Genomic DNA, 24,004 nt, shown 5'->3' with positions numbered 1-24,004 from the left:
CTACCTCTGAAGCTGATGACTGTTCACTGATAACTGAATACTGAAAAATGAAACTCCAAACCCAAATACCGCTCGAAAAAGCGAAGCCTCAAATTGATTATGAAAGCCGATTACTGCTTTTGGGGTCCTGTTTTGTTGAAAATATCGGAGCAAAGTTGGATTATTTTAAGTTTCAATCGGTACAGAACCCTTTTGGGATATTGTTTCATCCTCTGGCCATTGAAAATGTCGTGACAAAAGCTATTGACAAGTATAGCTACACGGAAAAAGACCTATTTTTTTTAAACGAACGATGGCATTGTTTTGATGTACATTCGGATTTGAGCGATGTTTCAAAAGAAGACCTGCTTCAAAACCTGAATTCAAGTTTGCATGTATTACGAAAACAGATTGAAATGGCCTCACATATTGTCATCACTTTGGGAACGGCATGGGTTTACCATCATAAGGAACGTAAAATTACGGTCGCCAACTGCCATAAAGTGCCTCAGAAAGAATTTGATAAAAAGCTTTTGGAGGTACCAGAGGTATTGGATAGTCTTAAAAGGATAGTACATCAAATCGGAAAAATCAATAAAACTGCTGCTATTGTTTATACGGTATCTCCGGTACGGCATTTAAAAGATGGTTTCGTAGAAAACCAAAGAAGCAAGGCGCATTTGGTGACGGCAATTCATAAAAAATTAAGCTCCCCCTTTTTTGGAGGGGGAAGGGGGGAGGCTTATTTCCCTTCTTATGAAATTATGATGGATGAGCTCCGCGACTATCGCTTTTATAAGGCTGATATGGTGCACCCTAACGATGTAGCAATTGATTATATCTGGGAAAAATTTACCGAAGTATGGATTTCTGGGGAAGCACAAAGTGTAATGAAAGATGTGGCGTCCGTTCAAAAAGGTTTGGCACATAGACCGTTCAATATTCATTCCAATCAGTACGGGAAATTTACCGCAAAGCTGGAAAATTTAAAACAGAAATTACAAGAGCGATACCCGAAAATTTCATTTGACTAGAACATTGGGAATTGCTTATTTTTAGGTGCCTTACCCTTTTTATCAATTTTTTAGAGTACTTGTCCGGGAATGATAGCACAAAATGGATTTTCAGGATATTTTTACCTAAACAAAAAGCTATACAATATGAATTATTTTTTCGTTATTGATGCAATGTTTAGTTCAATGATGAAGAGATTATTCCTTTCCGTACTATTTTCCAGTTTTATCAGCGTGGCTTACGGACAGATCCCGTTATCCGAAATAGAGGTGCTAAAGACCTTTTATGATGCTACGGGCGGACCTAACTGGGTAAGTGAAACAGATGCCGACCCCAACAATGATTGGGTTTTTGCCACGCCATTATCCGCTACTGTTGTAACCAACGATTGGTATGGTCTTTTTACCAATGGAAGTAATGTGCTGTCCATTAGCATGAACCCTTCGGGAATGGTCGTAAATAGCAATAATTTAGTAGGATCACTGCCGTCTGTAATAGCGGACCTTACCCAATTGGAGGTGTTAGATCTTGCCATTGGAGAGCTCTCGGGTCCAATACCCGGGACAATAACCAGTATGACCAATCTTGTCAACTTAAATTTAAGAAGTAATGCATTCTCGGGTGAAATCCCTACGGACATAGGTAATTTGACGAACCTTACTTCGCTTCGCTTAGAGAATAATGAACTCTCCGGTCAAATACCAATGTCATTAACGCTTCTGAACAATCTCATTTTTCTTTCCCTTAGATTCAATGATTTATCCGGGGAGATACCGCTGGCCATTACAAATTTAACAAATCTTCAAAGGCTTCAATTGGGAACGAATAATTTTACGGGCGTCATTTATCCAGAGTATGGGAATCTTGTTAATTTAAGAACTTTTGAGTTGTCCAATAATCAATTAACAGGAAGTATTCCGGAAGAACTGGGCAATCTTGTCAATGTAGAGGATTTAAGAATAGGTTCGCAAGAACTCACCGGAACTTTCCCTGCTACGTTGGGCAACCTTACCAATATGAAATTTTTTGTGGTTAGGGATACCCAGATAGAGGGAGAAATACCTGACTCCTACAGCAACTGGACCAATTTGATATGGTTTATTGTTAATGGCAATAACTTAAGCGGGGTTCTACCCCCATTATTTGCCAATTTCTCCAATTTAACCTTGTTCGATATTAGTGAAAATAGTTTCGAAGGACAGATTCCAAATTTAACATCAAATACAGGCTTGGATAGTTTTTTCTTTGATTTCAATAATTTTCAGTTTGGCGACTTTGAAGATGAATTTGTGGATTATGTTACTATTTCAAACTTTAATGACAATCCTCAGGCTCCGATCAATGATGTGGAAAATAGAACAGTATGTGCTGACGATACCATTACTTTAGAAACGATGGCAAGTGGTAGCGCTAATGTGTATAAGTGGTTTAAGGAAGGTATTGAAATACCTGATTCCAATACGCCCAGCTTAATGCTCAACAATGTTCAATCCTTGGATTCTGGCGTGTATACCTGTGAAATCAGCAGCACCATTGTAACGGATTTGGTTTTGGAAAGAAACCCTATTACGATTACCGTAACGGATGGCCCTATTGCGAATGCTCTAGAAGATATTGAGGTTTGTGATAGTGATAATGATGGTTTCGCAGTCTTTTCGCTGGATATAGCAGCTATTGAATCGCAGGTTTTGAATGGACAAACTGGGTTGACCGTATCTTATTTTAATGCAATGGGAGATCCGCTGACACTAACCCCATCTTATGAGAACAGTACTGCGGACCTACAACAGATTACCGTGAGGGTAGAAGCTTCCTCTACATGTTTTGACGAAACGGTTTTTAGCCTCATTGCCAATCCGCCAGCAACTGCGGATACGTTTTCGGATGTTGTTATTTGTGTTGAGGATACCGGGTATACCTTAGAAAATTTAAGTGCGAATAATAATTATTATATAGGTCCTGGAGGAACGGGAACGTTATTGGACAGTGGTGATGTGATTACAAGTACACAGACCATTTATGTGTTTGCGGTTACGGGGACTGGCGATAATAGATGTACCGATGAAAGTAACTTTACGGTTACGGTTACAGGTACCATGGCGGATAATTTACAAGATGTACAAACATGTAATTCCTATGTCTTGCCAAATTTGAGCGACAATAATTCCTATTATACACAGCCCAATGGCGGTGGAACGTTGTTGCTTGCAGGCGATACTATTGTAGATAGCCAGACGATTTATGTACGGGCCGAGTCGGATGGTTGTGCATCTGAGCGCAATTTTACAATAACTATTGATGTTGGGGAATGTACGGACGGTGCTTCTTTAGGATTGCCAAGATATTTTACACCTAACGGAGATATGATATCAGATGTATGGGATACCTCTATACTTGCAGGTACGGGAACCATATTCATATATATCTATGATCGATACGGGAAGTTATTAAAACAACTGAATCCGGATTTGGACGCTGCATGGGATGGTGAGTTTAATGGCAAACCAATGCCCGCCACAGATTATTGGTTTCAATACGTTGATACAGAAACGGGCAAAAGCCTTACAGGTCATTTTGCATTGAAAAGATAACTTTCTTCCCTGACTTTGTATCTTTAACGGAAAGGTTAAGGTTTATGAAAAAGGTTCTGATTGCCATTATTATAATTTTGATCGGGTTTATCATTTTTCGTTCGTGTTCCGATGGGAAAAATGAAAATTTCATTCTTCAGGAGAACTCCATGCTGATTCAGCAACAGATAGAAAACGTTTCTAAATTGATCGTGACCGAAGGCCATTTTGCCGAAGTCTACAATTATAAAGACTCTAAAGAGCTGTTTGGGCCTCTGTTGACCGCCGAGAAAAAAGCTCTGGTAGTCGTAAATGCCGATGTAACGATTGCATACGACCTTTCTAAGTTGACATTTAAATTGGATGAAGAGAGCAAGACACTATATCTTGAGTATATTCCCGAGCCAGAGATAAGTCTCAATCCCGATTTTGAGTATTACGATGTCACGGCCGATTATCTAAATCCTTTTGATGCTGGCGATTACAATGCCATAAAGCATAATGTGAAGTCATCGCTCTTACAAAAAGTGGAAGCTTCATCTCTAAAAAGCAATGCTAAAAACAGACTTTTGAGCGAGCTTCAAAAATTGCTTATTTTGACCCATAGCATGGGCTGGAAATTGAGCTATAATTCCCAAACGGTAAACGATTTTAACGAACTGAAAGTTTTTGCACCTTGATTTTTATACCGTTTACCAATTCCAGACCGTCATCGATCAAATTACCCAGCTTAGGATTTTCAAGTTTTACATTTTCCAAGTGTTTTTTAATGTCCTTAGCAAATTCTGCATCTCCATTGGACACCGCTAGTTCATATAATTCAACGGACAAGAGCCAGTCCTTCGGAAAATTTTCTTTCAGCACGGTAAAAACCTTATTTCTGGAAATAGTAGTGTTTTTACCTTCCCTAAAATCCCGTATTTGTTGATAATACCCTTCTAATGCGGTTTCGGATGCATCGCTCTTCTGCGTTATGGTCTTACTGAGTTCATGGTCTATAAGATCAAAACTTTTTAAATCTGCCGGACCGTTGAACGCAGAAACGATAGTCTCTCCTATCGCCATGTTGTAAAGCTCGTCCGTTGCTTTGAAAAGTACCTTGTCTTTGTATGAAACAATACAATTTTTAAAAGTAATAAGGATAATCTGTCCCTGAAGATTTCGTGTTCCAGTGATAATCTTACCGCTCACGTTGATACCTCCTTCAAAATCCAGCGAAACTTGCTCTCCTTCATAGATATTGTACGCTTTTAGGTCCCTTGGACTCATATCTTCAATAGCGATATTGATGCCTTTTAACCTGCCTAAAGGAGAGCCGAAACCAGTTGCATGTTGATGCGCATCTTGGCCCACCAGTTCCTTTTCGCGGAATGCCAAGGCAGATTTTCCTTTGGTCTGAAAATAGATAGGCTTTCCTTTATAGGCTATTACCGATTCAAAATTACCGGAAATCTGTAAGCCCGTACTTAATTCTATAGTTCCGAGTTCTTTGGAGTTAATGAGTTTCTGAATACCATTTAACCCGCCGGTACGTAGTGCCATGGTGTTGGCAAAATCTTCCAAGACCTGACTTAAAAAGGCAAAATCCGGTGTTACGAAAAGCTGTGGTTGTGGCTTGGTAATATCAAAAGCCGTGTGGGCCGCTGCAATGGAATACGGTATTTTTTTTACTTCAGCCGTCATGCACCAAGCGCTCTCGCCAATAGAGGACAGTAGTCCGGCCCCGTAAATCTTGGGTTGCTCCAAACTCCCTATGAGTCCGTATTCCACGGTCCACCAATGAAGGTTCCTGATCATGGCCATTTCACTGGGTTCTCCCATATTTTTTTGAAGTATATCAATCTTTTCTTCAGCTTCGGTTATTTCTTCAGGGTCGGTTCCTTTCGCTTCTTTGATGATGGACAAATGCCTAACAGCTTCATAGAGCTCAAAATCTTTCGCACTGGAAATCGCTTTGCAACCTATTTCTCCAAACCGTCTCAAATATTCCGAATATTCGGGATTGGCAATAATTGGGGCATGCCCCGCACCTTCGTGGATAATATCGGGAGCGGGTGTATACTCTATATGTTCCAGTTGACGAATGTCCGAAGCAATAACAAGCACATTATAGGCCTGAAATTCCATAAAGGCGGCGGGTGGAATAAAACCATCAACGGCCACGGCCGCCCAACCAATTTCTTTTAGAATACGGTTCATCCCGTACATATTTGGGATGTTGTCTATGGAGATGCCCGTCTTTTTAAGTCCGTCTACATAAGATGAATGTGCAACCTGACTCAGGTAATCCACATTTTTGCGCATCACATAACGCCAAACCGCTTGATTGATAGAGGTATACTCTTCATAATTCTGTGGCTTTATGTATTGTCTTAAATGCTTGGGAAGCTTCTCTAAAACAGGATTACTTTCATACGTCATAGCATACTATTTTCTATTAAAAATAATAAAATAAGTGTATTGATTTATTATTTCATAATAAATTGGGAATAATTCCCTTATAACGTTATTTTAGAAGGAATAAATATTATTTTTAGAATGATTTAAAATGCAAAACAGGAAAAAATGATATGGAAAAGTTGGATAGTGTAGACCGCGATATTTTAAGGATACTCGAAAAAGATGCAAAAACAGTTGCTACCGTAATCGCTGATCGATTGGGGTTGACCAAAACTCCGATCTATGAACGCATCAAAAGATTGGAAAGGGATGGATATATACAAAACTACGTGGCGGTGCTGGACACTAAAAAAATAGAAGAGAGTATCACGGTTTTCAGTTTTGTATCCTTGGAGGCGCAAAAGGGAAACCTAATGGACGATTTTTTAAAACAAGTACAGGATTTTAAAGAGGTGACAGAGTGCTATGTGGTAGGTGGCGAATTTGATTTTCTTCTAAAGATTACGGTTAAAAATTTGGATGATTATTATGATTTCGCCAAAACGAGAATTGCATCTTTGGCCAACATTGGTGCGGTAAAAAGTGCTTTTGTCTTAAATGAAGCTAAAAATAGTTTTCAGTACCCGTTGCTATAAAAAAAACGGCGATACTTTTAAGTATCGCCGATCAAAACAATGTAATCTAACTTTTATTTTGAAGCAATGGCATTTGGGGGATATTGTTCCAAAATTTGGGAAACAAATTCTTTGATGCGTTGCTCTTTCTTTTCTATGTTCTTGGTGTTGGATAAGGTGCCTTCGCCCTTTCCTTGCCAAACCAAATCCTTACTTTGGGTATCGATCAAATCAATATATAGTGAACCTTCTGTTCTAGTACTGACTTGGCTTCCGCCCCAACCGGGTCCCCAACCCCATCCGAGTCCAGGTCCCCAGCCCCAACCAGGTCCCCAACCCCATCCGAAACCGCCCCAGCCTCCCCAGCCGAAGTTGTTGTTGTAGACGTCCACACGTTCTTGTTCTTTGGTAAAAATGCTCACCAATAAATCGGGATTTTCAGATTTTACAAAGCCTCTACTGCCCATTTCCGTTTCAATGGCACGTAAAATTCGTTTTTTGTCCAAATCGGAAATTTGGGCCTTGTCTATTCCTGTTTTATAAAAAGCATAGGATTTATATTCATTGAAATCAGCTTTTTGGTCGTAATCGGATAATACGCGAACTGATGTACAGGAGCTCAAAAAGACCAAAACCAGCAAGGGTAAGGCCAAATATTTAAATCTTTTCATAACAATGGATTTTTATGGTTTGTCTACAACTATTTTGTTAAATATCAAATCAAAAATCATGCCGAACAACTTATGTTATTGTCTATTTGTTTTAGCATCATATCCATAAGGACAATGTCTGCATCCGCTTTCACAACAATAACCTCTTTTAAGGTGAAATTGTTTGGTGAATACCCGATAACCCTCTTCCGACCAATAAAAATCGCCTTCTTCAATAGGAATGATTTCTTTCAACAGAACTGAAATTATGATTTCCTCCATAAAATTAATCGTTTTCTGTTGATAACCTTCTTAACTAAACCCTAAAGCCACTATAAATGAGTGCGTTTTCCGTTGGTTTCTTCCATTTGTCGAGATTGTTGGTAACAAAATCCCATATTTTTTAAGGAGCGATATTTAGCATTTATCTTTGATTGGAACCATTACCGCTTTGTGTATGATATTGGTTTTTAGACATTTTTTTTATAAAAACTACGTAGGTCTTTCACTTTGGCCTTTTATATTTTTAAAAGATGATACCTTAAAAAGTGATGCCACCCTCATTAACCATGAAAAAATCCATTTGCGTCAGCAATTGGAACTATTGGTTATTCCTTTTTATTTCCTATACGTTTTAGAATGGCTGTTGAAGACCATATGGTATTTGGACAGTTATAAGGCTTATCAAAATCTTAGTTTTGAGCGTGAAGCCTATGCCAATGAACAAAACGAACAATATCTTCAAAAAAGAAAGGCATTCAGCTTTATGAAATATCTTTGGCTAGGAAAAAAAGCCTAAGTGCAAAGCGAAAATCAATTCATACATCTTCCTATATTAGAAAGTAAAGGTATTACGCTTGCCGTAAAGCGTGAAGATGAGCTGCATCCTTTTATATCCGGGAACAAATACAGAAAGTTGAAGTACAATCTTCAAGAGGCAAAAAAGGAAAATATAGATACATTATTGACTTTTGGCGGGGCTTTTTCCAACCATATTCTGGCCACTGCGGTAGCCGGAAAGGAAAAGAGTTTCAAGACCATTGGCATTATAAGAGGAGATGAATTACGAGATAAGTGGCATACCAACCCCACCTTAAAGCTGGCCCATAAAAACGGAATGCAATTTAAATTTGTGTCCAGAGAAGTGTATCGAACCAAAGAACAGGAAGATTTTATAACCGATTTGAAAAGTGAATTCGGAAGCTTTTATTTGATTCCCGAAGGAGGAACAAACGCATTGGCGATTAAAGGATGTGAAGAAATTTTAACGGATTCCGATACCGATTTTGATGTTGTCTGTACTTGTGTAGGTACTGGCGGAACCGTTGCCGGACTCATAAATTCGGCTAAACCCGAACAACAGATTATTGGTTTTTCGACATTAAAAGGAAACTTTCTGGAAAATGAAATAAAGAAGTGGGTCTACAAAAATAATTGGCAATTGAATACGGATTACCACTTTGGTGGTTATGGGAAAGTAACGGCTGAATTAGTCGAGTTCATCAACAGTTTTAGAATAGAGACAGGAATTTCTCTAGATCCAATTTATACCGGAAAAATGATTTTTGGGTTGTTGGATAGGGTTAAGAATGATAGTTTTGTTACCGGAACTAATATTTTGGCCATTCATACAGGCGGTTTGCAAGGAATTGCCGGGATGAACATGATACTGAAAAAGAAAAATTTACCTTTGTTACGGCTATGAAGAACAAAATTGTACTGCTCTTTGTTTTGGGAATATTCGTTTTGGGGTGTAAGTCCAAAAAAGCGACTTCGGATAGGCTCAGAACAAAAAATGTACTGGCAGCGGACAGGAATAAAACTTCTAAGAATAGGTCTGCTTCGGATACTTCTATGCCAAAGGATTCCGGACGTTTTGTAAAATTCAAGATAGAAACTATTTCAGAATACATCGAAACGTTTTCCGAAATCGCACAATTGGAAATGAAAGCTTACGGAATTCCTGCCAGCATTACCTTGGCACAGGGATTATTGGAAAGTGGCTATGGTAAGGGGGAACTGGCCATGAAAACAAACAATCATTTTGGGATTAAATGTCATAAAGGATGGCAGGGCGATTATGATTTTCATGATGATGACGAAAAAGGGGAGTGTTTTAGAAAATACAATCATCCCATGTTTTCTTTTCGGGACCATAGTATCTTTTTGACTACCCGTTCCCGTTATGCTTTTTTGTTCGATTATAGGAACACCGATTATAAAAGTTGGGCAAAAGGATTGCGAAAAGCGGGTTATGCTACGGATAAGAAATATCCTCAAAAATTGATTTATTTGATCGAGAAATACCAATTGTACAAATACGATAAGGAAATCCGTAAGCAAGGGTTTAAAAATGATGATTTGGTCGCTACGGATTCGGATGCCGTTCACATCGTTAGAAAAGGAGATACGCTTTATGCCATCTCCAAAAAATATTATGTTTCCGTAGATGAATTGAAACGGATGAACAATTTAAGGGATTCCTCACTCTCCATAGGACAAAAATTGATGGTAAAAAATATCAATATCAACAAATAGTATAAATGATTTATCAAAGAAGCAGTGCGTTGTTCTCAGAGGCAAAAAAATATATTCCGGGAGGCGTTAATTCCCCGGTGCGGGCTTTTAAAGCGGTTGGGGGAGATCCAATTTTTGTCAAAGAAGCAAAGGGAGCCTATTTATACGATGAGGACGGGAATAAACTTATAGATTATATTTCCTCTTGGGGTCCTTTGATTTTGGGTCATGCGCATGAACCGGTCTTGAATGCGGTCATCGAAAAAGCTAAAAAGGGGACTTCTTTTGGAATGCCTACGGAGATTGAAACCGAGCTGGCTAAACTGGCCGTATCCATGGTGCCCAATATTGATAAAATCCGTTTTGTGAACAGTGGTACCGAGGCCTGTATGAGTGCTGTTCGTTTGGCACGTGGCTATACCGGAAAGGATAAGATTATCAAATTTGCAGGTTGTTATCACGGTCATTCGGATTCTTTTTTGATTCAGGCAGGTAGTGGTGCGGTCACTTTTGGAAGTCCCAACAGTCCCGGAGTTACCCAAGGAACGGCTAAAGACACTTTGTTGGCCAACTATAATGATCTAGAGGGTGTGAAGGCTCTCGTTGCAGCGAATAAAGGAGAATTGGCCGCTATTATCATTGAACCCGTGGCCGGGAACATGGGATGCATTGTACCCACAAAAGCTTTTATGGAAGGCTTACGGAAACTCTGCACAAACGAAAATATACTGTTGATTTTTGATGAGGTAATGACAGGTTTCCGGCTGGCAAAAGGAGGTGCTCAAGAAGCTTTGGGAATTAAGGCGGATATTCTTTGCTTTGGAAAGGTTATCGGTGGAGGTTTGCCCGTAGGTGCTTTTGCGGCAAAGGAAAAAATCATGAATCATTTGGCTCCGGACGGGCCCGTGTATCAAGCCGGTACATTGAGCGGAAATCCCTTGGCAATGAGTGCCGGATTGGCAATGCTGACAGAACTGAACAATAAACCCGGGGTTTTTCAAAGTTTAGCGGATAAAACGGAGTACTTGCATAAAGGGTTGGACAAGGTACTTTCCAAAAAAGGATTGGCTTATCAAATTAACAGATTTGGAAGTATGATATCCGTTCATTTTACAGAAGGGCCCGTTGCGGATTTCGCTTCTTCAGCGAAAGGAAACAATGATTTGTTCAAAAAGTACTTTCATGGGATGCTACATAAAGGCATCTATCTACCTCCAAGTGCCTTTGAGAGCTATTTTTTGAACGATGCCCTTAGTTATAACGATTTGGACGAAACAATTGAAGCGTTGGAAACACTGAATTTTTAATTGGCTTTTGGAGTTGCTTTATAAATCCACCAACCTCCGGCAATCAATAAAAATTGAATACCCAAACGAATCATCGCAGCCATCTTTGAACCGATAGCGGGAGTATTTTTGAGCAGGTCCCAAATATGAATGGGTAAAAAAGCGATCATTAAGACGAAAAACCCAAATCCGCCCCATTTTCTATATTTTGGAACTATTAAAGCAATGCCGATCAGGCCTTCCACAATTGCTGATAGCACATTTGCAAAAGATTCCGGAACAAATTCTGGAATGAACGCTGCATAAGTTTCCGGCGCGTACAAATGATTGAATGCTCCAAGGAGCATCATCGCGGCAAAAAGAAAAATCAGAATGAGTCGTACTATTTTCATTGCTTAACTTTCAGGGAGAGCATCGAACGCTTCCCTTTTGTTTTCAAACCAGGCCTGCATTGCCTCAGGCGATTGCATCAACGTTTTCATTTCGTTCATGGCTTGCAGATGTTCGGTATCATTTTTTTGGAACATTTCCATACCGTGTTTTTTACTGAGTTCTGCTATTTCCTCAAAAGTTTCCGCTTTAAACTCTTGGTCACAAGCTCCACCTAACTCTTTGCAGGTCATTGTTTTCATAATGTATGGTTTTGGTCGGGTCGTATTTTCCTTTTATATCGAAATTTAGTTCGCCTAATAATAATCGATTAAAACGAAATATACTAAAATTGAAAGAAATATCATACAATAAATAAAAAACCCGCAATTTGCGGGTATCTCATCTATCTAAAAACCAACCAAACCTATCTTTCACTATGGTGACCCTTCTTTTTTTTCTTGTGACGTTTTTTTTGTTTTTCTTGCAAAGCTTCCCATTTTGAATATTGCTCTGCGTTCAGGATAGTCTTCACCTCTTTTTTAAAGGCTATTCTTTCGTCTAAACGTTCATTTGCCATGGCATAGCGTTCTTCGGGGGAAGGCTTTTTGGATTCCTCGTTTTCCCGTGCCGCTTTTCGTTCTTCCATTTTCGTTTTTCTTTCTGCTGCCCGTTCTGTAAACAGGGATTTTATTTTGCTTTGTTGACTATCGGTCAAATCCAAGGCCAGGGTCATTTTCTTGGCTTCCAAGTTGCCAATCTGCGCTGCAGTTAAATTTTGTATCATAGCTTTTCTATGGTCTTTCTGCTGCCGTTGTTGCGCATTTAGGGTTACGCCCAATAACAAAAGACATATAAATATTATTTTTTTCATGCTTTTTAATTTTGATTTATATTCTTTTGACTTTGGTAACCGCTAAAGGTTTAGCATTGGACCTTAATTTTTTGCTTTTTTAACTAATTTTTAGTTTTCGGGTATAAAAAAAGCGTGGCTTTGGCCACGCTCCGGGTTTTAGTAGTTTGGTAAATTTATTCTGTGGTTATGTTGTCTTCGGTATTGTTATGGGGGTCTATTACAATATCCGCATCTGCCAATTGGTTCGATTTTGGTATTTCCTCTTTGACAATAGTTTTAGGATTGCTTAGATGAAAGGCCATAGCAACTAGTAAAAAACAGCTTAAAAATAGGAGGCTTTTGATTTTATTGTTCATTTTCCGGGGGTTTTTGATTTCAGATTAAAGCTATTTAAAATAAAGGCGCAAAAAAGCCCATTGTTGTGAAATGGGCTTTTTGTAGGGTCTAAAATCCTATGTTTGTGGTTAAGCAAATCGGGTCATCGGACTTATTTACTTTTCATCGATTTACGTTAAAAATCGATTTAAATCGAATCTCGTTATTTTGGGTCTAAAATCATGTCGATTCGCTCTATGGCATCCTCTAAATGATATTTGCTCATGCGGTCAGCGGTTCTTCCCACTGCATTTCTGATATCTCTTTTTAACCGCTTTAACTCGGCCCTTGCCGTAGAACGAATATCGGACTGACTTGTATTCACCACTGTTGATTTTTGATACCCTCCAAATTCAGGTTTCTTGGCATCGTTTTTAGCGGTCATCAAATAACCCAATCGGTCTATATGCGCTTTTTGTAGGTTTCTTCTGTAGGTATCTATTTTTTTGCCAGTGCGAAGTTCGGACCAAATACCGGTTCGCAGGTCGCTCATCATGTCAATCAGTGAATACGCTTTTGAACCGTTAGCGGTCTCATTTTCAATAAGTCTTGCCATTTTGCCCAAACTAAGTATATTGTGCAAGGTTCTTACCTGCATGGAACGTATGCGCTCCACAAAACCCGAATATTGCGTTTTACTAAAAATCTCTTGGTCCAATAACCATTCCGGTGTTCTGAATAACTGTTGCTGTACAAAAGCCATACAATTGGCCTGATGCTCTTTTGGGACAGGCATGTACACCGCTCCCTCTTGTTCATAGGTCTTGTGATGTTCGTAAACACCCCCAATATTGTTGGATACATGCCCCATATATCTGTTGAACTGGGAGATGACCTGCCCATAAAGGGTTTCTAAATCATCGTAATTTTTGCCATCTTCTTGGGTCCATTCAATTAGTTTGGGAACAATTCTTTTTAAATTTTGAATCCCATAGTCGCTCGCTTTAATGGCATCATCACCTAAATCCTCGGTCTGTGAACTAGGGTCTACAACATCTCCTACTTGCTGATGTCCAAAACGATAGAGCGGGTCTCCGGCGTGCGCTAGAATCCAGCTGTCCAAAGTGCTTTTTTCCTCCTCTGCGGTCTTATCCAAAATAGGCTTGTATCCCCATTGGATGGCATATTTATCATATATACCGATATTAGGCATTAAGGCGACACCTTCATCACCGGGTTGGGCAACGTAATTAAAACGTGCATAATCCATAATTGAAGGAGCTGTGCCATATTTTTTGGTAAAACTTGTAGAGCGAAGCGAGTCTACAGGATATGCGACGCTACTTCCCATGTTGTGCGGAAGTCCAAGGGTGTGACCTACCTCATGGGCGGAAACAAAACGGATAAGTCTTCCCATAACATCATTATCAAAGCCTACTCCACGGGCATCCGGATTAATTGCGGAAGTCTGTACAAAGAACCAGTTGCGCAATAACGTCATTACGTTATGGTACCAATTAATATCCGATTCCAATATTTCCCCACTTCTGGGATCGCTCACGTGGGGACCGTTCGCATTGGGAATTGGAGATGCCAAATACCGAACTACCGAATAACGTACGTCTTCTGGAGACCATTCCGGGTCTTCTTCGGGGGTAGGAGGGTCCTTGGCAACAATAGCGTTTTTAAATCCGGCAGCTTCAAAAGCAATTTGCCAATCTTCAATACCTTGTTTTATGAAAGGCACCCATTGTTTTGGGGTGGCCCTATCCACATAATAGACAATCTGTTTTTTGGGTTCTACCAGTTCTCCTTTTTTATACTTTTCAATATCCTCATCTTTGACCTCCAAACGCCAGCGGTCCAAAAACTGTACGGTCTTACTTTCTTGGGCATCCAGACCATAATCTACTTGACCTCTGGCAAACCAGCCCACACGACGGTCAAAGTAGCGTTTTTTCATGGGCTCCTCCGGCAACAATACCATAGAATTGTTAATTTCTACCGAAATGGAACCTAAACTCGCGTTGCTCGGAGCTGCACCGGCCAAATAGGTTTTTACGTGCCGGGCCTCTACATTTAAAGGATAACTTTTAATATTCTCTATAAAACTACGGTCGCCGTCCAATCTGGAAACTTTATACCGTTTTCTATAGAATTCCGGCATTCCCATTGCTTTTGTGTCCTTTGTGAAAATATCGTCTACCGCGATTACCGTTGCAGGATTCAACGAATCTTTTTTTAGTGCCTTAATATCGAAGGCGTATAATACAGGTTCAAAATTTGAATTTACCACAGCCTCATGTACCGGTAGTGAATCTGCCGCTACCACATCATGTGAGACAACCCGTAACAATACTTTTTTATCTTTCTTTTCCCAGCGTAATACCTGCGTATTTATCTTTCCCCCACCAAAACCTATTTTAGAGGCGGTCTTGGAAATTCGGCTTACCATCAACATTTCCCTATTGAACAGGGAATCCGGGATTTCGTAGTAGTACTTGTCGTCCACTATATGTACATCAAAAAGACCCGTGTCCGTTTTGGCATCTTTTGTAATGACCTTGTTATAAGGTTTGATTTTATCCTCTTTGGGCTTTTCAGCCTCTTTTTCGGTCTTCTTTTTTTTCTTTTTGAAAATTTGCGCTTCGGTTGATTGGGTATTGAGCATAAAGCAAGCAATGGCCAATAGCGATAGTAATTGTTTAGTCATTCTCGAGTTTTATTTTAAGTCGCCCAAAGAACTGAAAAATTAATTTAAAGACTTGTTAATGAAATCATAAGCCTATTTTGTAACAATTTTATTTTTTTGGCGTCTTTTATATAGGGAATTGAATTTTTAATTTCTGAATTAGTCGAGTGTAAAGCCCTTACCATCTGTAGGGGCTTTATCTTTTAAAATAAGATGGGTATAACAAACTGAAACATAAGTACCAATAACACCACTGAAATGAGATTTAAAAGAATACCGGCCTTGGCCATTTCATGCACTTTTATATAGCCACTGGCAAATACAATGGCGTTGGGCGGTGTGGCCATGGGCAGCATAAAGGCACAGCTACTGGCCATGGTAACGGGAATCAACAAATAGACCAAGGGAACGCCCAATCCGATAGCGATACCGGCCACCATAGGAGCCAATACCGCAACTAGGGCAACATTGCTCATAAGTTCCGTCATAAAGAGCATTAGAAAAATAAGGAGCGATGCGGTTAGAAGCACACTGATTTCACTTTTTGCGATGGCGTCCGCAACCAAATCCACAATTCCGGTGACGGACATTCCTTTTGCCAAGGCCAAGCCTCCACCAAAAAGAATGAGAATGCCCCAAGCCAATTTTTGGGTATCCTTCCACTGCAGTATAAAATCCCCTTTTTTCAGGTTGAAGGGAATGGCAAAAAGTGAAATGGCAGCAAAAATACTGATCATGGTATCGGAAAGTCCCAAATCCGGAAATATGGAATTAATGACCGTTCTAAAAATCCAAAGGAATACGGTTACGCCAAAAATGACCAAGACCATTTTTTCCTTCCCCGAGGTAGGCCCAAGCTTTTGAAGTTCCGTAGCAATGATTTCCTTGGAAGCATTGAATTTTAGATTTCCGTTGGGAAACATCAATTTAACCAAAACCCAATAGCATAAGGCAATTAGGATTATGGAAAACGGAAGCCCCATGACCATCCATTTCAAAAAAGAGATTTCAATATTATATTCATTCTCTAAAAGTCCTATCAAAACCGAATTGGGGGGCGTCCCGATGACCGTGGCGATACCGCCCGCATTGGCGGAAAAGGCAATGCCCAGCATTACGCTCAAAGCGAAATTTTTATCCTGTTTGGTAAAACCGTCTTCATCATTGATCAACAATTGGATAACGGACATCGCAATGGGCAGCATGACCACCGTACTGGCCGTGTTACTGATCCACATACTCAATACTGCAGTAGCGATCATAAACCCTAAAACGACCTTGTTGGGGGTGGTGCCGGTAATTTTGATAATATTTAAAGCGATGCGTTTATGCAGATTTACTTTCTCCAATGCCAATGCCATTACAAAACCGCCAAAAAAGAGAAATACAATGGGGCTACCGTAGTTGGCCCCGACATCTCCCATGGGCATAATCTTTAAAATGGGAAATAGGAGTAGGGGCAACAATGCCGTTACGGAGATAGAGACCGCCTCTGTGATCCACCAGATAACCATCCAAAGGGCTATGGCAATTACGGCATCTGCATTATTCGAAATAAGGTATACCGGAAGGTTTATTAAAATCAGGAAAAGGATAGGACCTAATAAAAGCCCTAATTTTTTGCTCAATGCCATGCGTTAAAAGATATGGCTTCTAAGCTATGATTTTTTTATCAGGCTATCAATAGAAACTATTCCGAAATCGTTACAAACAAAACATCTCCTTCTTTGAAGACGTTGGCTACTTTTTGTTTTGTCAATCCTTTGATGCCCTTGTCCCAAGCTTTATTGCTAAGTCCTGCTTTTTCCTTAAGTACGGATAATTCTATTTTTGCCTCCTTTTTGAGGATATCAAAAATTGCTTTTTCATTTTCCGATAACTGTAACGGCTTTTTTTCCGGTCTCATTTGAGGGAAAAACAATACTTCTTGAATAGAGGAATTGTTGGTCATTAACATCACCAAGCGGTCTATACCAATACCGATTCCCGAGGTTGGGGGCATGCCATATTCCAACGCACGGATAAAATCCTGATCAATGAACATGGCTTCATCATCCCCTTTTTCGGACAGACGCAATTGTTCCTCAAAACGTTCGCGTTGGTCAATAGGGTCGTTCAGCTCGGAATAGCAATTTGCCAATTCTTTGCCGTTGACCATCAATTCAAAACGCTCCGTCAATGCCGGGTTAGAACGGTGTTCCTTGGTAAGCGGACTCATTTCTTTGGGATAATCCGTGATGAACGTAGGCTGTATGTAATGATGTTCACACTTTTCACCAAAAATTTCATCTATCAGTTTTCCTACGCCCATAGTTTCATCCGCTTCAAGACCTAATTTTTTGGCTGTTTCACGAAGTTCGTTTTCATCCATTCCGGCCACATCTACCCCGGTATGTATTTTTATGGCTTCTAAAATGGGAACCCTTGCATATGGGGCTTTAAACTCTATTTCATTTTCGCCTACCGTAACTTTTGAAGTTCCATTGGCATCGATAGCCACTTTTTCCAGCAGCTTTTCGGTGGTTTCCATCATCCAATGATAATCCTTGTAGGCTACATAAAGTTCCATTACCGTAAACTCCGGATTGTGGGTACGGTCCATCCCCTCGTTACGGAAATCCTTTGAGAATTCATAAACTCCATCAAATCCGCCTACAATCAACCTTTTCAGGTAAAGTTCATTGGCAATTCGCAAATACAAAGGAATGTTCAAGGCATTGTGGTGCGTTAAAAAGGGCCTTGCCGCCGCCCCACCAGGTATAGGTTGTAAAATTGGTGTTTCCACCTCCAAATAACCACGTTCGTTGTAGAATTCCCGTATGCTGTTGGTAATTTTGGTTCGCTTTATAAAAGTTTCCTTCACCTTGGGATTCACTACCAAATCTACATAGCGTTGCCGATAGCGGAGTTCCGGATCGTTGAATTCATCATAAATATTTCCCTCTGCATCCTGCTTAGGGAGCGGTAATGGTTTTAAAGCCTTGCTCAACATGGTAAAGTTTTTGACCATGATGGTTTTTTCACCCACTTTTGTAGTAAAGAGCGTGCCTTCAATACCTATGATATCGCCTATATCCAATAATTTTTTATATACTTCATTGTACAAGGTCTTATCCTCGCCCTCGCAGATCTCATCGCGATTGAAATAGACTTGAATGCGCCCTTCACTATCCTGTATTTCCGCAAACGAAGCTTTCCCTTGAATTCGGCGGGACATTAGCCTTCCGGCAACGATTACTTTTTTATCTTCCTGAAAATCATCTTTAATACTTTTTGATGTAGCATTGACAGGATACATAGGTGCCGGATATGGATTTATGCCCAACTCCCTTAATTTTCCCAATTTTTCTCTTCGGACGACTTCTTGTTCGGATAATTGCATCGTATGCTTTTTTAGAGCCGCAAATATAGCCACAATGCATTAATCTTTCAATCTGCCCATAGTAAAAGGTTTTTTGCAAAACGAATTTTTAAAAGCTATTTTAAGGTTTTTATCCATTTAGTCAAAATGTAAGGACTTCGCTTTATGAGGTTCATAAGAAGTACCGTTCATAATGGTTAGCATATCTTTCTCAAGAGTACTATTGGGAGATTCTATGATCCTATTGATTTCTTTGCCATGCTTGTAGAAAATGATAGTGGGTACGCGCTTTATGCCCAATCCCCATTCTTCTCCGGTAGGGCTTTTTTTGTAAAACGCTTTACGTCTGTCCAAGGCTACCATTTTCAAATTTTCCGATGGAAATTCGGCCGTGTCAAGGATTTTCATCAATCTTGGAACTTCCCTTTTGCTGTCGCCACACCATGTACCTAGAAAAACAAGGATATGGTATGATTTTAATTCGTTCTTAAATTTAGAAACATTGATGCTATCAACACCATAACTGTCATAGTTTGGCCGGTACCAATTGGCGTAACTGCCTTGGGATAAATCATTAACGCTAATTGGACCAATTAAAAATGAACTACCGTTTTTAAATAAAATTTCTTGACTGGTCAGTTGCGCAAAAAGGGAAGGAGCAATTGCGATCGCAATAATAAAACTTGTATAGATTTTCATAATAAATGGTTTAAATGAAAATCTAAATTGTAAAAAGGAAAGTGATTTTGGAGTTTTTATAGGGTTGAAATGAGGACTAGACCCCAGATGGATTTTTTTAAAGGATCAAGAAAACATTTTTTTGATGTCTTCCCTATTGGTAAGATTCAGTTTTTTGTAGAGATTGTTTATATGTGTTTTCACGGTGCTCACGCTTATAAAAAGTGTAGCGGCAATTTCTTTATTGGTTTTATCCGCTAAAATATATTCAACAATTTTTTGTTCCTGATTCGTTAATTTACCCAGGGTAGTTTGTTGTTGCTTTTTTGCGCGTTGCATTTTTTTAGATATGAGATATAGGTTCGATATCACCGAAATAAAAAGTAATGCGGCCAATATCCATTTCCAATCAAAATCAGCGGATTCTTTGGAATTACCCAATTGTTTGTCCATTAAAATATCCGAAGCATATAACTGGGTAAACCGAGCACTTGGATATTTTTCTCGAAGTCTATCGGATAAACTATCGTAATATGGATTGTCCTGAACATCCTTCAAGTAATATTCATAGGTTTCATTTCTTCGGTCCGATAAAAATTCAAAAGCATAAAGCTCTGCCAAAGGTTCGTCTAAGCCCTGAGCAAAAGAATGAAGCTTGTGAAACCATTTTTTTAAATTCAATTGCTTATTGGCCGGACTACTGTAATTGGAAAAATCAAAAATCATTTCCTCTTTTAGAAGATTGATGTCCAATAGTTGGCTGGAAGCTGCATTGGTTGAAGTGATGTTACAAAAGATTTCATTATCAAATGTGGTGGGAAAGTAAATGGTATCGTTCTTGTTCGCAATGAAAAGTACCCGTTCGCTATTTTCACATCCACCTAAATAATGTTTGTTCTCCTTTGCTTCCGAACAATTGTCTACATGTAAGCTGTAAATCCTGTTTTCTGAAGGTAGATAATCTCCGTTGAAACTGAAAAAACCTGTAGTATCGGTTTCCGACTTTTGAATAATTTGGTCCAAATAGGTCCTGGAAGTTTTGCGGTAATCTTCGATAATGGAAAGATATACGGTCTTGTTGGCAGTACTATCGGCAAGATATCCACTAAATTGATGTTGCGCCCATGCAGAACTATACGCAAAGATTAGAAAAATTATGAGTCTGGTAGGTTTCACAAATCTTGTCCTATTACCGTAAAAATAGGATATTTTGTAACAAAACAGCGAGTTTGGTGACGTATAAGATACATCAATCAAAATCACTGATCATGAGTATTCTTCGCGTTTTACTGGCCATTATATTCCCACCGTTATCGGTTATCGGGAAAGGTTGCGGTTCTTTTCTAATTGTACTACTTTTAACTTTTTGTGGCTGGGTGCCAGGTGTTATTGCTGCCTTGGTCATTCTTAATAATCCAAATTAAAATACAAAATGATAAAGGCTAAGTTTTGGTCCTTTTTAATATTGATAGGACTCATAGTTTCGTGCAATTTTACGGAAGAAATTTTTTTAGAAGAGGATGGCTCCGGGAAGATCAGCATCAATTTTGATGGTTCTCAATTGATGGATATGGCCGGTGAAGAAATGATGAAAAGCAGTGAAAAGGCAATTGATTCTACTGTATCGTTCAAACAATTTTTAGAAGACAAAAAGGATAGTATAGCAACCCTGTCGCCTGAAGAACAGGCTAAATTGAAAAAATTGGAACCCTTTACACTTCATATGGTCATGAATCCTGAAGAGAAAGTAATGAAGTTTGATATGTATAACGATTTTAAGAACATAAATGAAATAGGGGATGCCTTTAATTCTTTTCAAAGTATAAGCAGTTTAAATCCGCAAGGGGGCAATACGCCCAAAATCATGGGCGATAATGAGCAAGCCTCTGAAGTGGATTATAACTTTCAGAACAACACGTTCACTAGAAAAGCCATCATTACCGATATGGAATTGCACAAACAAATGACCGATAGCTTGCAGAGTGCAGAAATGTTCTTGGCAGGTTCTACCTACACCCTAAAATATCATTTTCCGAAAAGAGTAAAAAGCGCCTCTGTCCATGGGGCCATGTTTTCTGCAGATGGAAAAACATTAATTTATGAGGTAGGATTTCTAGAATTAATGAAAAATCCTGAGGTGCTGAATCTTGAAGTGGAGCTAGAAGACTAGATAGCTATCACCACACAATCACTATCTTTGTGGTAATGAACAAAAAGGTGCTATTACAAGATTTGGGAGGTAAGGATTACAAGGAAACTTGGGACTATCAAGAGCAGATTTTTCAGGAAACATTGGCCATTAAAATTTCCAACAGAAGGGAAGGCACTACCGTTGAAACTCCAAATCATTTTTTATTTGTGGAACATCCGCATGTATTTACCTTGGGTAAAAGCGGCGACCTATCCAACCTTCTGGTGAGCGAAGATAAGCTCGCGGAAAAAGGGGCCAAATTCTATAAAATAAATAGGGGAGGAGACATTACCTATCATGGCCCTGGACAGATAGTGGGCTACCCCATTTTGGATTTGGATAATTTTTTCACTGATATTCATAAATACTTGCGCTTGTTGGAGGAAATGGTTATACAGACTTTGGCCGAGTACGGTCTCAAAGCAGAACGCTCCGAAGGTGAAACAGGAGTTTGGTTAGATGTTGGGACCCCTTTTGCCCGCAAGATTTGCGCTATGGGCGTTAGAGCTTCCCGCTGGGTGACCATGCACGGTTTTGCACTAAACGTGAATTCGGATTTGGGCTATTTTGATTTAATGGTTCCCTGCGGGATAAAAGACAAGGCGGTGACTTCCTTGAACGTTGAATTGGGAAAGGCAAAAGTTGATATGGATGGGGTGAAGCAAAAGCTCCTCGCACATTTTGAAACCTTGTTCGAAGCTGAGTTCGTAAAACAAAAAGCCCCGGTTTGAGCCGAGGTTTTAAATTATTTAGGATATGACCTTTTAATATTCCAATCCAAAATAATCCATTGCTTCTTCGTAGGACATTTTTTTAATGTTTTCAATGATTGTTTTGCCAGTTAGGTTACCTTCAACAAAAACAAATCTTAACCTAAGGTTTGATTGCGTAAAGTTGGCTTTTAGTGTAATACTCCCGATTTCAATTTTATCAATTTCAAGAATTATCTGACCTCCGAGAGACAGAGGCAAAACTTCCCAATAATTATTGCCGGTTACCGTAACATATGCATACACGATACCGGTATCGTATATGGCTTGGGTAAGCTGAGGCACATCGAACACAGTATCACCATTACTAATTGTTTGATTTTCCAGTAAGACAGATGTTACATTGGCATTGCCATCTTCACCATCCTGCCCATTGGCACCGTCTACACCGTCAATCCCGGCGGGGCCTTGTGGGCCAATGGCTCCGTCTTCCCCATCCTCCGCCGAACAGGAGAATAACATTACGGCACCCAGTACCATTACTAAAAGTTTAAAATTTAAAATTGCATTTTTCATTGTTTTGATTTTTCTTATTTATGTTTTCATTTAAAACAGTAAACACATGGAAAGAAAAACTTTGGACTTCGGCCGAATTTTAAAGTTTGTATCTAGTGTTGATTTCAAAATTATACTAATACCCCTGAGACGATGCCATGATTTGTGTAATAGGTGAAAAATAATGTGTGAGTGGGTTTATTTATCTTTAAGATAATCAGAGGGTTACTAACTTGAGACTTTGTGATTATCGACTTAGGTTAAATTTGTAATCAGGTTTACAAACGCCGGAAAGCTTTGAATGGATTTGTACTGAATAGAAATATTGCCTTTTTCTATTTTGATTTGATGATTTTCTGTGGGATAAAGGACAAGGCGGTGACTTCCTGGAATGTTGTTGAATTGGGAAAGACAAAAGTTGATATGGCCGAGGTAAAACAAAAACTCCTCAGACACTTTGAAACCTTATTTGAAGCAGAGCTCGTAAAACAAGAAACCTCGGTCTAGACCGAGGTTTCTTAATACAATTATTATCTTTAGTTAAACTTGGTCAGTTCCATGCGGGTCATTAACTTTCCATTCTTTCCATAGCTTTCTTGTTTTACCATACCCACACCTTCCGAGAGCCATACTTTGTTGCTGGTTTCTTGATTGGCCATCATCACTTTTGACGTGCTTTTTTCAGTAATCAAATAACAATCAAAGGTTCCGGCAGCGGTGGTGACCGATTCTTTTTTTTCTACTTTTCTATCCGTCATATCCACATCTATTTTCATCTTCATTCCACTCATGTTCATACTTACGTTTACATTGGCATCATCTAGGGTTTGTCCAACGGAGAGGTTGTTCGGTAGTTGTATATCCGTTCCGGTAATATCCATTTCCATGCCCATATCCTTATATTGCTGTTCCATTTGCGAGGGGAAAAGGCTTTTATAATCTATTTTTATACCTTCTCCCGTGCAAGTGATTTTAAAGTCGGATTCAAATACGTTTTTTCCTTTTTTATCCGTGAATTTTGTTTTCATGGTAGCCTCGGTTTCACCACGGGAATCATCTACTTCTGAAATAACATATTCGGTTGTGCCCTCCACTTTATCTTTCTTATCGAACATTGTGTATTGGAATTTGGTGCCCTCTGTCATAGGATAGTATTTGCTACAGTTATTCTGTGCAAAAAGGTTTGTAGAACTATATAATAAGGTCAGGGCGATAATGATTTTTGTTCTCATGGGATAATTTTTCAG

26 protein-coding genes are annotated in these 24,004 nt (G+C 39.3%); 12 read left to right on the top strand and 14 right to left on the bottom strand.

Going from position 1 to position 24,004, the window contains the following annotated elements; genetic code table 11:
- Nucleotides 1-47 precede the first annotated feature (47 nt).
- The 3 genes from ACKWBX_RS11840 to ACKWBX_RS11830 all read left to right on the top strand — a co-directional run bounded on the left by ACKWBX_RS11840 (nucleotide 48) and on the right by ACKWBX_RS11830 (nucleotide 4,243).
- Nucleotides 48-1,013 carry a GSCFA domain-containing protein gene (locus ACKWBX_RS11840; protein ID WP_413968912.1) on the top strand — a complete coding sequence of 322 codons (966 nt, stop codon included), beginning with the start codon at nucleotides 48-50 and terminating at the stop codon, nucleotides 1,011-1,013.
- Between the two features lie 126 nt (nucleotides 1,014-1,139).
- Nucleotides 1,140-3,584, top strand: a complete 2,445-nt coding sequence (locus ACKWBX_RS11835) for a T9SS type B sorting domain-containing protein (RefSeq protein ID WP_413968911.1) — start codon at nucleotides 1,140-1,142, stop codon at nucleotides 3,582-3,584.
- Between the two features lie 44 nt (nucleotides 3,585-3,628).
- A complete protein-coding gene (locus ACKWBX_RS11830) occupies nucleotides 3,629-4,243 on the top strand; it encodes a DUF4230 domain-containing protein (protein WP_413968910.1) in 615 nt (204 codons plus the stop codon).
- Here ACKWBX_RS11830 and ACKWBX_RS11825 read toward each other — a convergent pair.
- Nucleotides 4,215-5,984, bottom strand: a complete 1,770-nt coding sequence (locus ACKWBX_RS11825) for an aromatic amino acid hydroxylase (RefSeq protein WP_413968909.1) — start codon at nucleotides 5,982-5,984, stop codon at nucleotides 4,215-4,217. The genes ACKWBX_RS11830 and ACKWBX_RS11825 overlap by 29 nt on opposite strands.
- 149 nt (nucleotides 5,985-6,133) lie before the next feature.
- Here ACKWBX_RS11825 and ACKWBX_RS11820 point away from each other — a divergent pair, with 149 nt between their 5' ends.
- The gene (locus ACKWBX_RS11820) at nucleotides 6,134-6,598 is read left to right on the top strand and encodes an Lrp/AsnC family transcriptional regulator (protein WP_413968908.1); all 465 of its coding nucleotides are present in this window, start codon (nucleotides 6,134-6,136) and stop codon (nucleotides 6,596-6,598) included.
- 53 nt (nucleotides 6,599-6,651) lie between these two features.
- On the opposite strand, the gene ACKWBX_RS11815 is transcribed toward ACKWBX_RS11820, so the two are convergent.
- Nucleotides 6,652-7,248 carry a DUF4136 domain-containing protein gene (locus ACKWBX_RS11815; protein ID WP_413968907.1) on the bottom strand — a complete coding sequence of 199 codons (597 nt, stop codon included), beginning with the start codon at nucleotides 7,246-7,248 and terminating at the stop codon, nucleotides 6,652-6,654.
- A 75-nt stretch (nucleotides 7,249-7,323) separates the two neighbouring features.
- Nucleotides 7,324-7,509 carry a DUF5522 domain-containing protein gene (locus tag ACKWBX_RS11810; protein ID WP_413968906.1) on the bottom strand — a complete coding sequence of 62 codons (186 nt, stop codon included), beginning with the start codon at nucleotides 7,507-7,509 and terminating at the stop codon, nucleotides 7,324-7,326.
- 175 nt (nucleotides 7,510-7,684) lie between these two features.
- Between ACKWBX_RS11810 and ACKWBX_RS11805 the strand changes: the two genes are divergently transcribed.
- Genes ACKWBX_RS11805 through hemL form a run of 4 tightly spaced genes read left to right on the top strand, consistent with a single transcriptional unit; the run spans nucleotide 7,685 to nucleotide 11,051 of the window.
- A complete protein-coding gene (locus tag ACKWBX_RS11805; RefSeq protein ID WP_413969438.1) occupies nucleotides 7,685-8,026 on the top strand; it encodes a hypothetical protein in 342 nt (113 codons plus the stop codon).
- Nucleotides 8,027-8,932 (top strand): 1-aminocyclopropane-1-carboxylate deaminase/D-cysteine desulfhydrase, encoded by a 906-nt coding sequence (locus ACKWBX_RS11800; protein ID WP_413968905.1) that lies wholly within the window; start codon nucleotides 8,027-8,029, stop codon nucleotides 8,930-8,932. It abuts the gene before it with no gap.
- Nucleotides 8,929-9,765, top strand: coding sequence for a glucosaminidase domain-containing protein (locus tag ACKWBX_RS11795; RefSeq protein ID WP_413968904.1), 837 nt, complete (start codon nucleotides 8,929-8,931; stop codon nucleotides 9,763-9,765). The genes ACKWBX_RS11800 and ACKWBX_RS11795 overlap by 4 nt, the downstream gene beginning before the upstream one ends.
- 5 nt (nucleotides 9,766-9,770) lie before the next feature.
- Nucleotides 9,771-11,051 (top strand): glutamate-1-semialdehyde 2,1-aminomutase, encoded by a 1,281-nt coding sequence (gene hemL, locus ACKWBX_RS11790; RefSeq protein ID WP_413968903.1) that lies wholly within the window; start codon nucleotides 9,771-9,773, stop codon nucleotides 11,049-11,051.
- On the opposite strand, the gene ACKWBX_RS11785 is transcribed toward hemL, so the two are convergent.
- The 9 genes from ACKWBX_RS11785 to ACKWBX_RS11745 all read right to left on the bottom strand — a co-directional run bounded on the left by ACKWBX_RS11785 (nucleotide 11,048) and on the right by ACKWBX_RS11745 (nucleotide 20,477).
- Nucleotides 11,048-11,422 (bottom strand): DoxX family protein, encoded by a 375-nt coding sequence (locus tag ACKWBX_RS11785; protein WP_413968902.1) that lies wholly within the window; start codon nucleotides 11,420-11,422, stop codon nucleotides 11,048-11,050. The genes hemL and ACKWBX_RS11785 overlap by 4 nt on opposite strands.
- A 3-nt stretch (nucleotides 11,423-11,425) precedes the next feature.
- On the bottom strand, nucleotides 11,426-11,662 hold the full coding sequence (locus ACKWBX_RS11780) for a DUF1059 domain-containing protein (protein ID WP_413968901.1): 237 nt from the start codon (nucleotides 11,660-11,662) through the stop codon (nucleotides 11,426-11,428).
- Between the two features lie 164 nt (nucleotides 11,663-11,826).
- The gene (locus ACKWBX_RS11775; protein WP_413968900.1) at nucleotides 11,827-12,273 is read right to left on the bottom strand and encodes a Spy/CpxP family protein refolding chaperone; all 447 of its coding nucleotides are present in this window, start codon (nucleotides 12,271-12,273) and stop codon (nucleotides 11,827-11,829) included.
- 155 nt (nucleotides 12,274-12,428) lie between these two features.
- Complete coding sequence (locus ACKWBX_RS11770; protein ID WP_413968899.1) at nucleotides 12,429-12,611, bottom strand: hypothetical protein; 183 nt, start codon at nucleotides 12,609-12,611, stop codon at nucleotides 12,429-12,431.
- A 182-nt stretch (nucleotides 12,612-12,793) separates the two neighbouring features.
- Nucleotides 12,794-15,283, bottom strand: coding sequence for a zinc-dependent metalloprotease (locus tag ACKWBX_RS11765; protein WP_413968898.1), 2,490 nt, complete (start codon nucleotides 15,281-15,283; stop codon nucleotides 12,794-12,796).
- A 182-nt stretch (nucleotides 15,284-15,465) separates the two neighbouring features.
- Nucleotides 15,466-16,896 carry an SLC13 family permease gene (locus ACKWBX_RS11760; RefSeq protein WP_413968897.1) on the bottom strand — a complete coding sequence of 477 codons (1,431 nt, stop codon included), beginning with the start codon at nucleotides 16,894-16,896 and terminating at the stop codon, nucleotides 15,466-15,468.
- A 56-nt stretch (nucleotides 16,897-16,952) separates the two neighbouring features.
- Nucleotides 16,953-18,644: a lysine--tRNA ligase gene (gene lysS, locus ACKWBX_RS11755; RefSeq protein WP_413968896.1), complete on the bottom strand. Its 1,692-nt coding sequence runs from the start codon at nucleotides 18,642-18,644 to the stop codon at nucleotides 16,953-16,955.
- Between the two features lie 117 nt (nucleotides 18,645-18,761).
- A complete protein-coding gene (locus tag ACKWBX_RS11750; protein WP_413968895.1) occupies nucleotides 18,762-19,322 on the bottom strand; it encodes a thioredoxin family protein in 561 nt (186 codons plus the stop codon).
- Nucleotides 19,323-19,427: 105 nt separating this feature from the next.
- Nucleotides 19,428-20,477 carry a response regulator transcription factor gene (locus ACKWBX_RS11745; protein ID WP_413968894.1) on the bottom strand — a complete coding sequence of 350 codons (1,050 nt, stop codon included), beginning with the start codon at nucleotides 20,475-20,477 and terminating at the stop codon, nucleotides 19,428-19,430.
- A gap of 92 nt (nucleotides 20,478-20,569) precedes the next feature.
- Here ACKWBX_RS11745 and ACKWBX_RS11740 point away from each other — a divergent pair, with 92 nt between their 5' ends.
- From ACKWBX_RS11740 to lipB, 3 genes are read left to right on the top strand one after another with little or no spacing between them, the layout of a single operon-like run.
- Nucleotides 20,570-20,725, top strand: coding sequence for a YqaE/Pmp3 family membrane protein (locus ACKWBX_RS11740; protein ID WP_413968893.1), 156 nt, complete (start codon nucleotides 20,570-20,572; stop codon nucleotides 20,723-20,725).
- 8 nt (nucleotides 20,726-20,733) lie between these two features.
- A complete protein-coding gene (locus tag ACKWBX_RS11735) occupies nucleotides 20,734-21,471 on the top strand; it encodes a hypothetical protein (protein ID WP_413968892.1) in 738 nt (245 codons plus the stop codon).
- Nucleotides 21,472-21,506: 35 nt separating this feature from the next.
- Entirely contained in the window at nucleotides 21,507-22,223 is a 717-nt protein-coding gene (gene lipB, locus ACKWBX_RS11730) for a lipoyl(octanoyl) transferase LipB (RefSeq protein WP_413968891.1), read from the top strand.
- A gap of 33 nt (nucleotides 22,224-22,256) precedes the next feature.
- Here lipB and ACKWBX_RS11725 read toward each other — a convergent pair whose 3' ends face one another.
- Complete coding sequence (locus ACKWBX_RS11725; protein WP_413968890.1) at nucleotides 22,257-22,778, bottom strand: collagen-like triple helix repeat-containing protein; 522 nt, start codon at nucleotides 22,776-22,778, stop codon at nucleotides 22,257-22,259.
- 276 nt (nucleotides 22,779-23,054) lie between these two features.
- Between ACKWBX_RS11725 and ACKWBX_RS11720 the strand changes: the two genes are divergently transcribed.
- Nucleotides 23,055-23,264, top strand: coding sequence for a hypothetical protein (locus ACKWBX_RS11720; RefSeq protein ID WP_413968889.1), 210 nt, complete (start codon nucleotides 23,055-23,057; stop codon nucleotides 23,262-23,264).
- A gap of 29 nt (nucleotides 23,265-23,293) precedes the next feature.
- On the opposite strand, the gene ACKWBX_RS11715 is transcribed toward ACKWBX_RS11720, so the two are convergent.
- Nucleotides 23,294-23,989, bottom strand: a complete 696-nt coding sequence (locus tag ACKWBX_RS11715) for a TapB family protein (protein WP_413968888.1) — start codon at nucleotides 23,987-23,989, stop codon at nucleotides 23,294-23,296.
- Nucleotides 23,990-24,004 lie beyond the last annotated feature (15 nt).

It is taken from the genome of Maribacter algae (assembly GCF_047345745.1).
In the GTDB taxonomy this organism is placed as follows: domain Bacteria; phylum Bacteroidota; class Bacteroidia; order Flavobacteriales; family Flavobacteriaceae; genus Maribacter.
The sequence above is the reverse complement of the archived record's forward strand: the minus strand, read 5'-3'. Positions and strand labels throughout refer to the sequence as shown.

Excerpts from the sequence above, each read along its gene's own strand:
- ACKWBX_RS11805 (WP_413969438.1), top strand. The coding sequence starts at position 7,685 with ATGATATTGGTTTTTAGACATTTTTTTTATAAAAACTACGTAGGTCTT.
- ACKWBX_RS11760 (WP_413968897.1), bottom strand. The coding sequence starts at position 16,896 with ATGGCATTGAGCAAAAAATTAGGGCTTTTATTAGGTCCTATCCTTTTC.
- hemL (WP_413968903.1), top strand. The coding sequence starts at position 9,771 with ATGATTTATCAAAGAAGCAGTGCGTTGTTCTCAGAGGCAAAAAAATAT.
- ACKWBX_RS11825 (WP_413968909.1), bottom strand. The coding sequence starts at position 5,984 with ATGACGTATGAAAGTAATCCTGTTTTAGAGAAGCTTCCCAAGCATTTA.
- lipB (WP_413968891.1), top strand. The coding sequence starts at position 21,507 with ATGAACAAAAAGGTGCTATTACAAGATTTGGGAGGTAAGGATTACAAG.
- ACKWBX_RS11840 (WP_413968912.1), top strand. The coding sequence starts at position 48 with ATGAAACTCCAAACCCAAATACCGCTCGAAAAAGCGAAGCCTCAAATT.
- ACKWBX_RS11785 (WP_413968902.1), bottom strand. The coding sequence starts at position 11,422 with ATGAAAATAGTACGACTCATTCTGATTTTTCTTTTTGCCGCGATGATG.
- ACKWBX_RS11770 (WP_413968899.1), bottom strand. The coding sequence starts at position 12,611 with ATGAACAATAAAATCAAAAGCCTCCTATTTTTAAGCTGTTTTTTACTA.
- ACKWBX_RS11780 (WP_413968901.1), bottom strand. The coding sequence starts at position 11,662 with ATGAAAACAATGACCTGCAAAGAGTTAGGTGGAGCTTGTGACCAAGAG.
- ACKWBX_RS11820 (WP_413968908.1), top strand. The coding sequence starts at position 6,134 with ATGGAAAAGTTGGATAGTGTAGACCGCGATATTTTAAGGATACTCGAA.
- ACKWBX_RS11725 (WP_413968890.1), bottom strand. The coding sequence starts at position 22,778 with ATGAAAAATGCAATTTTAAATTTTAAACTTTTAGTAATGGTACTGGGT.
- ACKWBX_RS11795 (WP_413968904.1), top strand. The coding sequence starts at position 8,929 with ATGAAGAACAAAATTGTACTGCTCTTTGTTTTGGGAATATTCGTTTTG.
- ACKWBX_RS11715 (WP_413968888.1), bottom strand. The coding sequence starts at position 23,989 with ATGAGAACAAAAATCATTATCGCCCTGACCTTATTATATAGTTCTACA.
- ACKWBX_RS11740 (WP_413968893.1), top strand. The coding sequence starts at position 20,570 with ATGAGTATTCTTCGCGTTTTACTGGCCATTATATTCCCACCGTTATCG.
- ACKWBX_RS11735 (WP_413968892.1), top strand. The coding sequence starts at position 20,734 with ATGATAAAGGCTAAGTTTTGGTCCTTTTTAATATTGATAGGACTCATA.
- ACKWBX_RS11815 (WP_413968907.1), bottom strand. The coding sequence starts at position 7,248 with ATGAAAAGATTTAAATATTTGGCCTTACCCTTGCTGGTTTTGGTCTTT.
- ACKWBX_RS11765 (WP_413968898.1), bottom strand. The coding sequence starts at position 15,283 with ATGACTAAACAATTACTATCGCTATTGGCCATTGCTTGCTTTATGCTC.
- ACKWBX_RS11775 (WP_413968900.1), bottom strand. The coding sequence starts at position 12,273 with ATGAAAAAAATAATATTTATATGTCTTTTGTTATTGGGCGTAACCCTA.
- ACKWBX_RS11810 (WP_413968906.1), bottom strand. The coding sequence starts at position 7,509 with ATGGAGGAAATCATAATTTCAGTTCTGTTGAAAGAAATCATTCCTATT.
- ACKWBX_RS11830 (WP_413968910.1), top strand. The coding sequence starts at position 3,629 with ATGAAAAAGGTTCTGATTGCCATTATTATAATTTTGATCGGGTTTATC.
- ACKWBX_RS11835 (WP_413968911.1), top strand. The coding sequence starts at position 1,140 with ATGAATTATTTTTTCGTTATTGATGCAATGTTTAGTTCAATGATGAAG.
- lysS (WP_413968896.1), bottom strand. The coding sequence starts at position 18,644 with ATGCAATTATCCGAACAAGAAGTCGTCCGAAGAGAAAAATTGGGAAAA.
- ACKWBX_RS11750 (WP_413968895.1), bottom strand. The coding sequence starts at position 19,322 with ATGAAAATCTATACAAGTTTTATTATTGCGATCGCAATTGCTCCTTCC.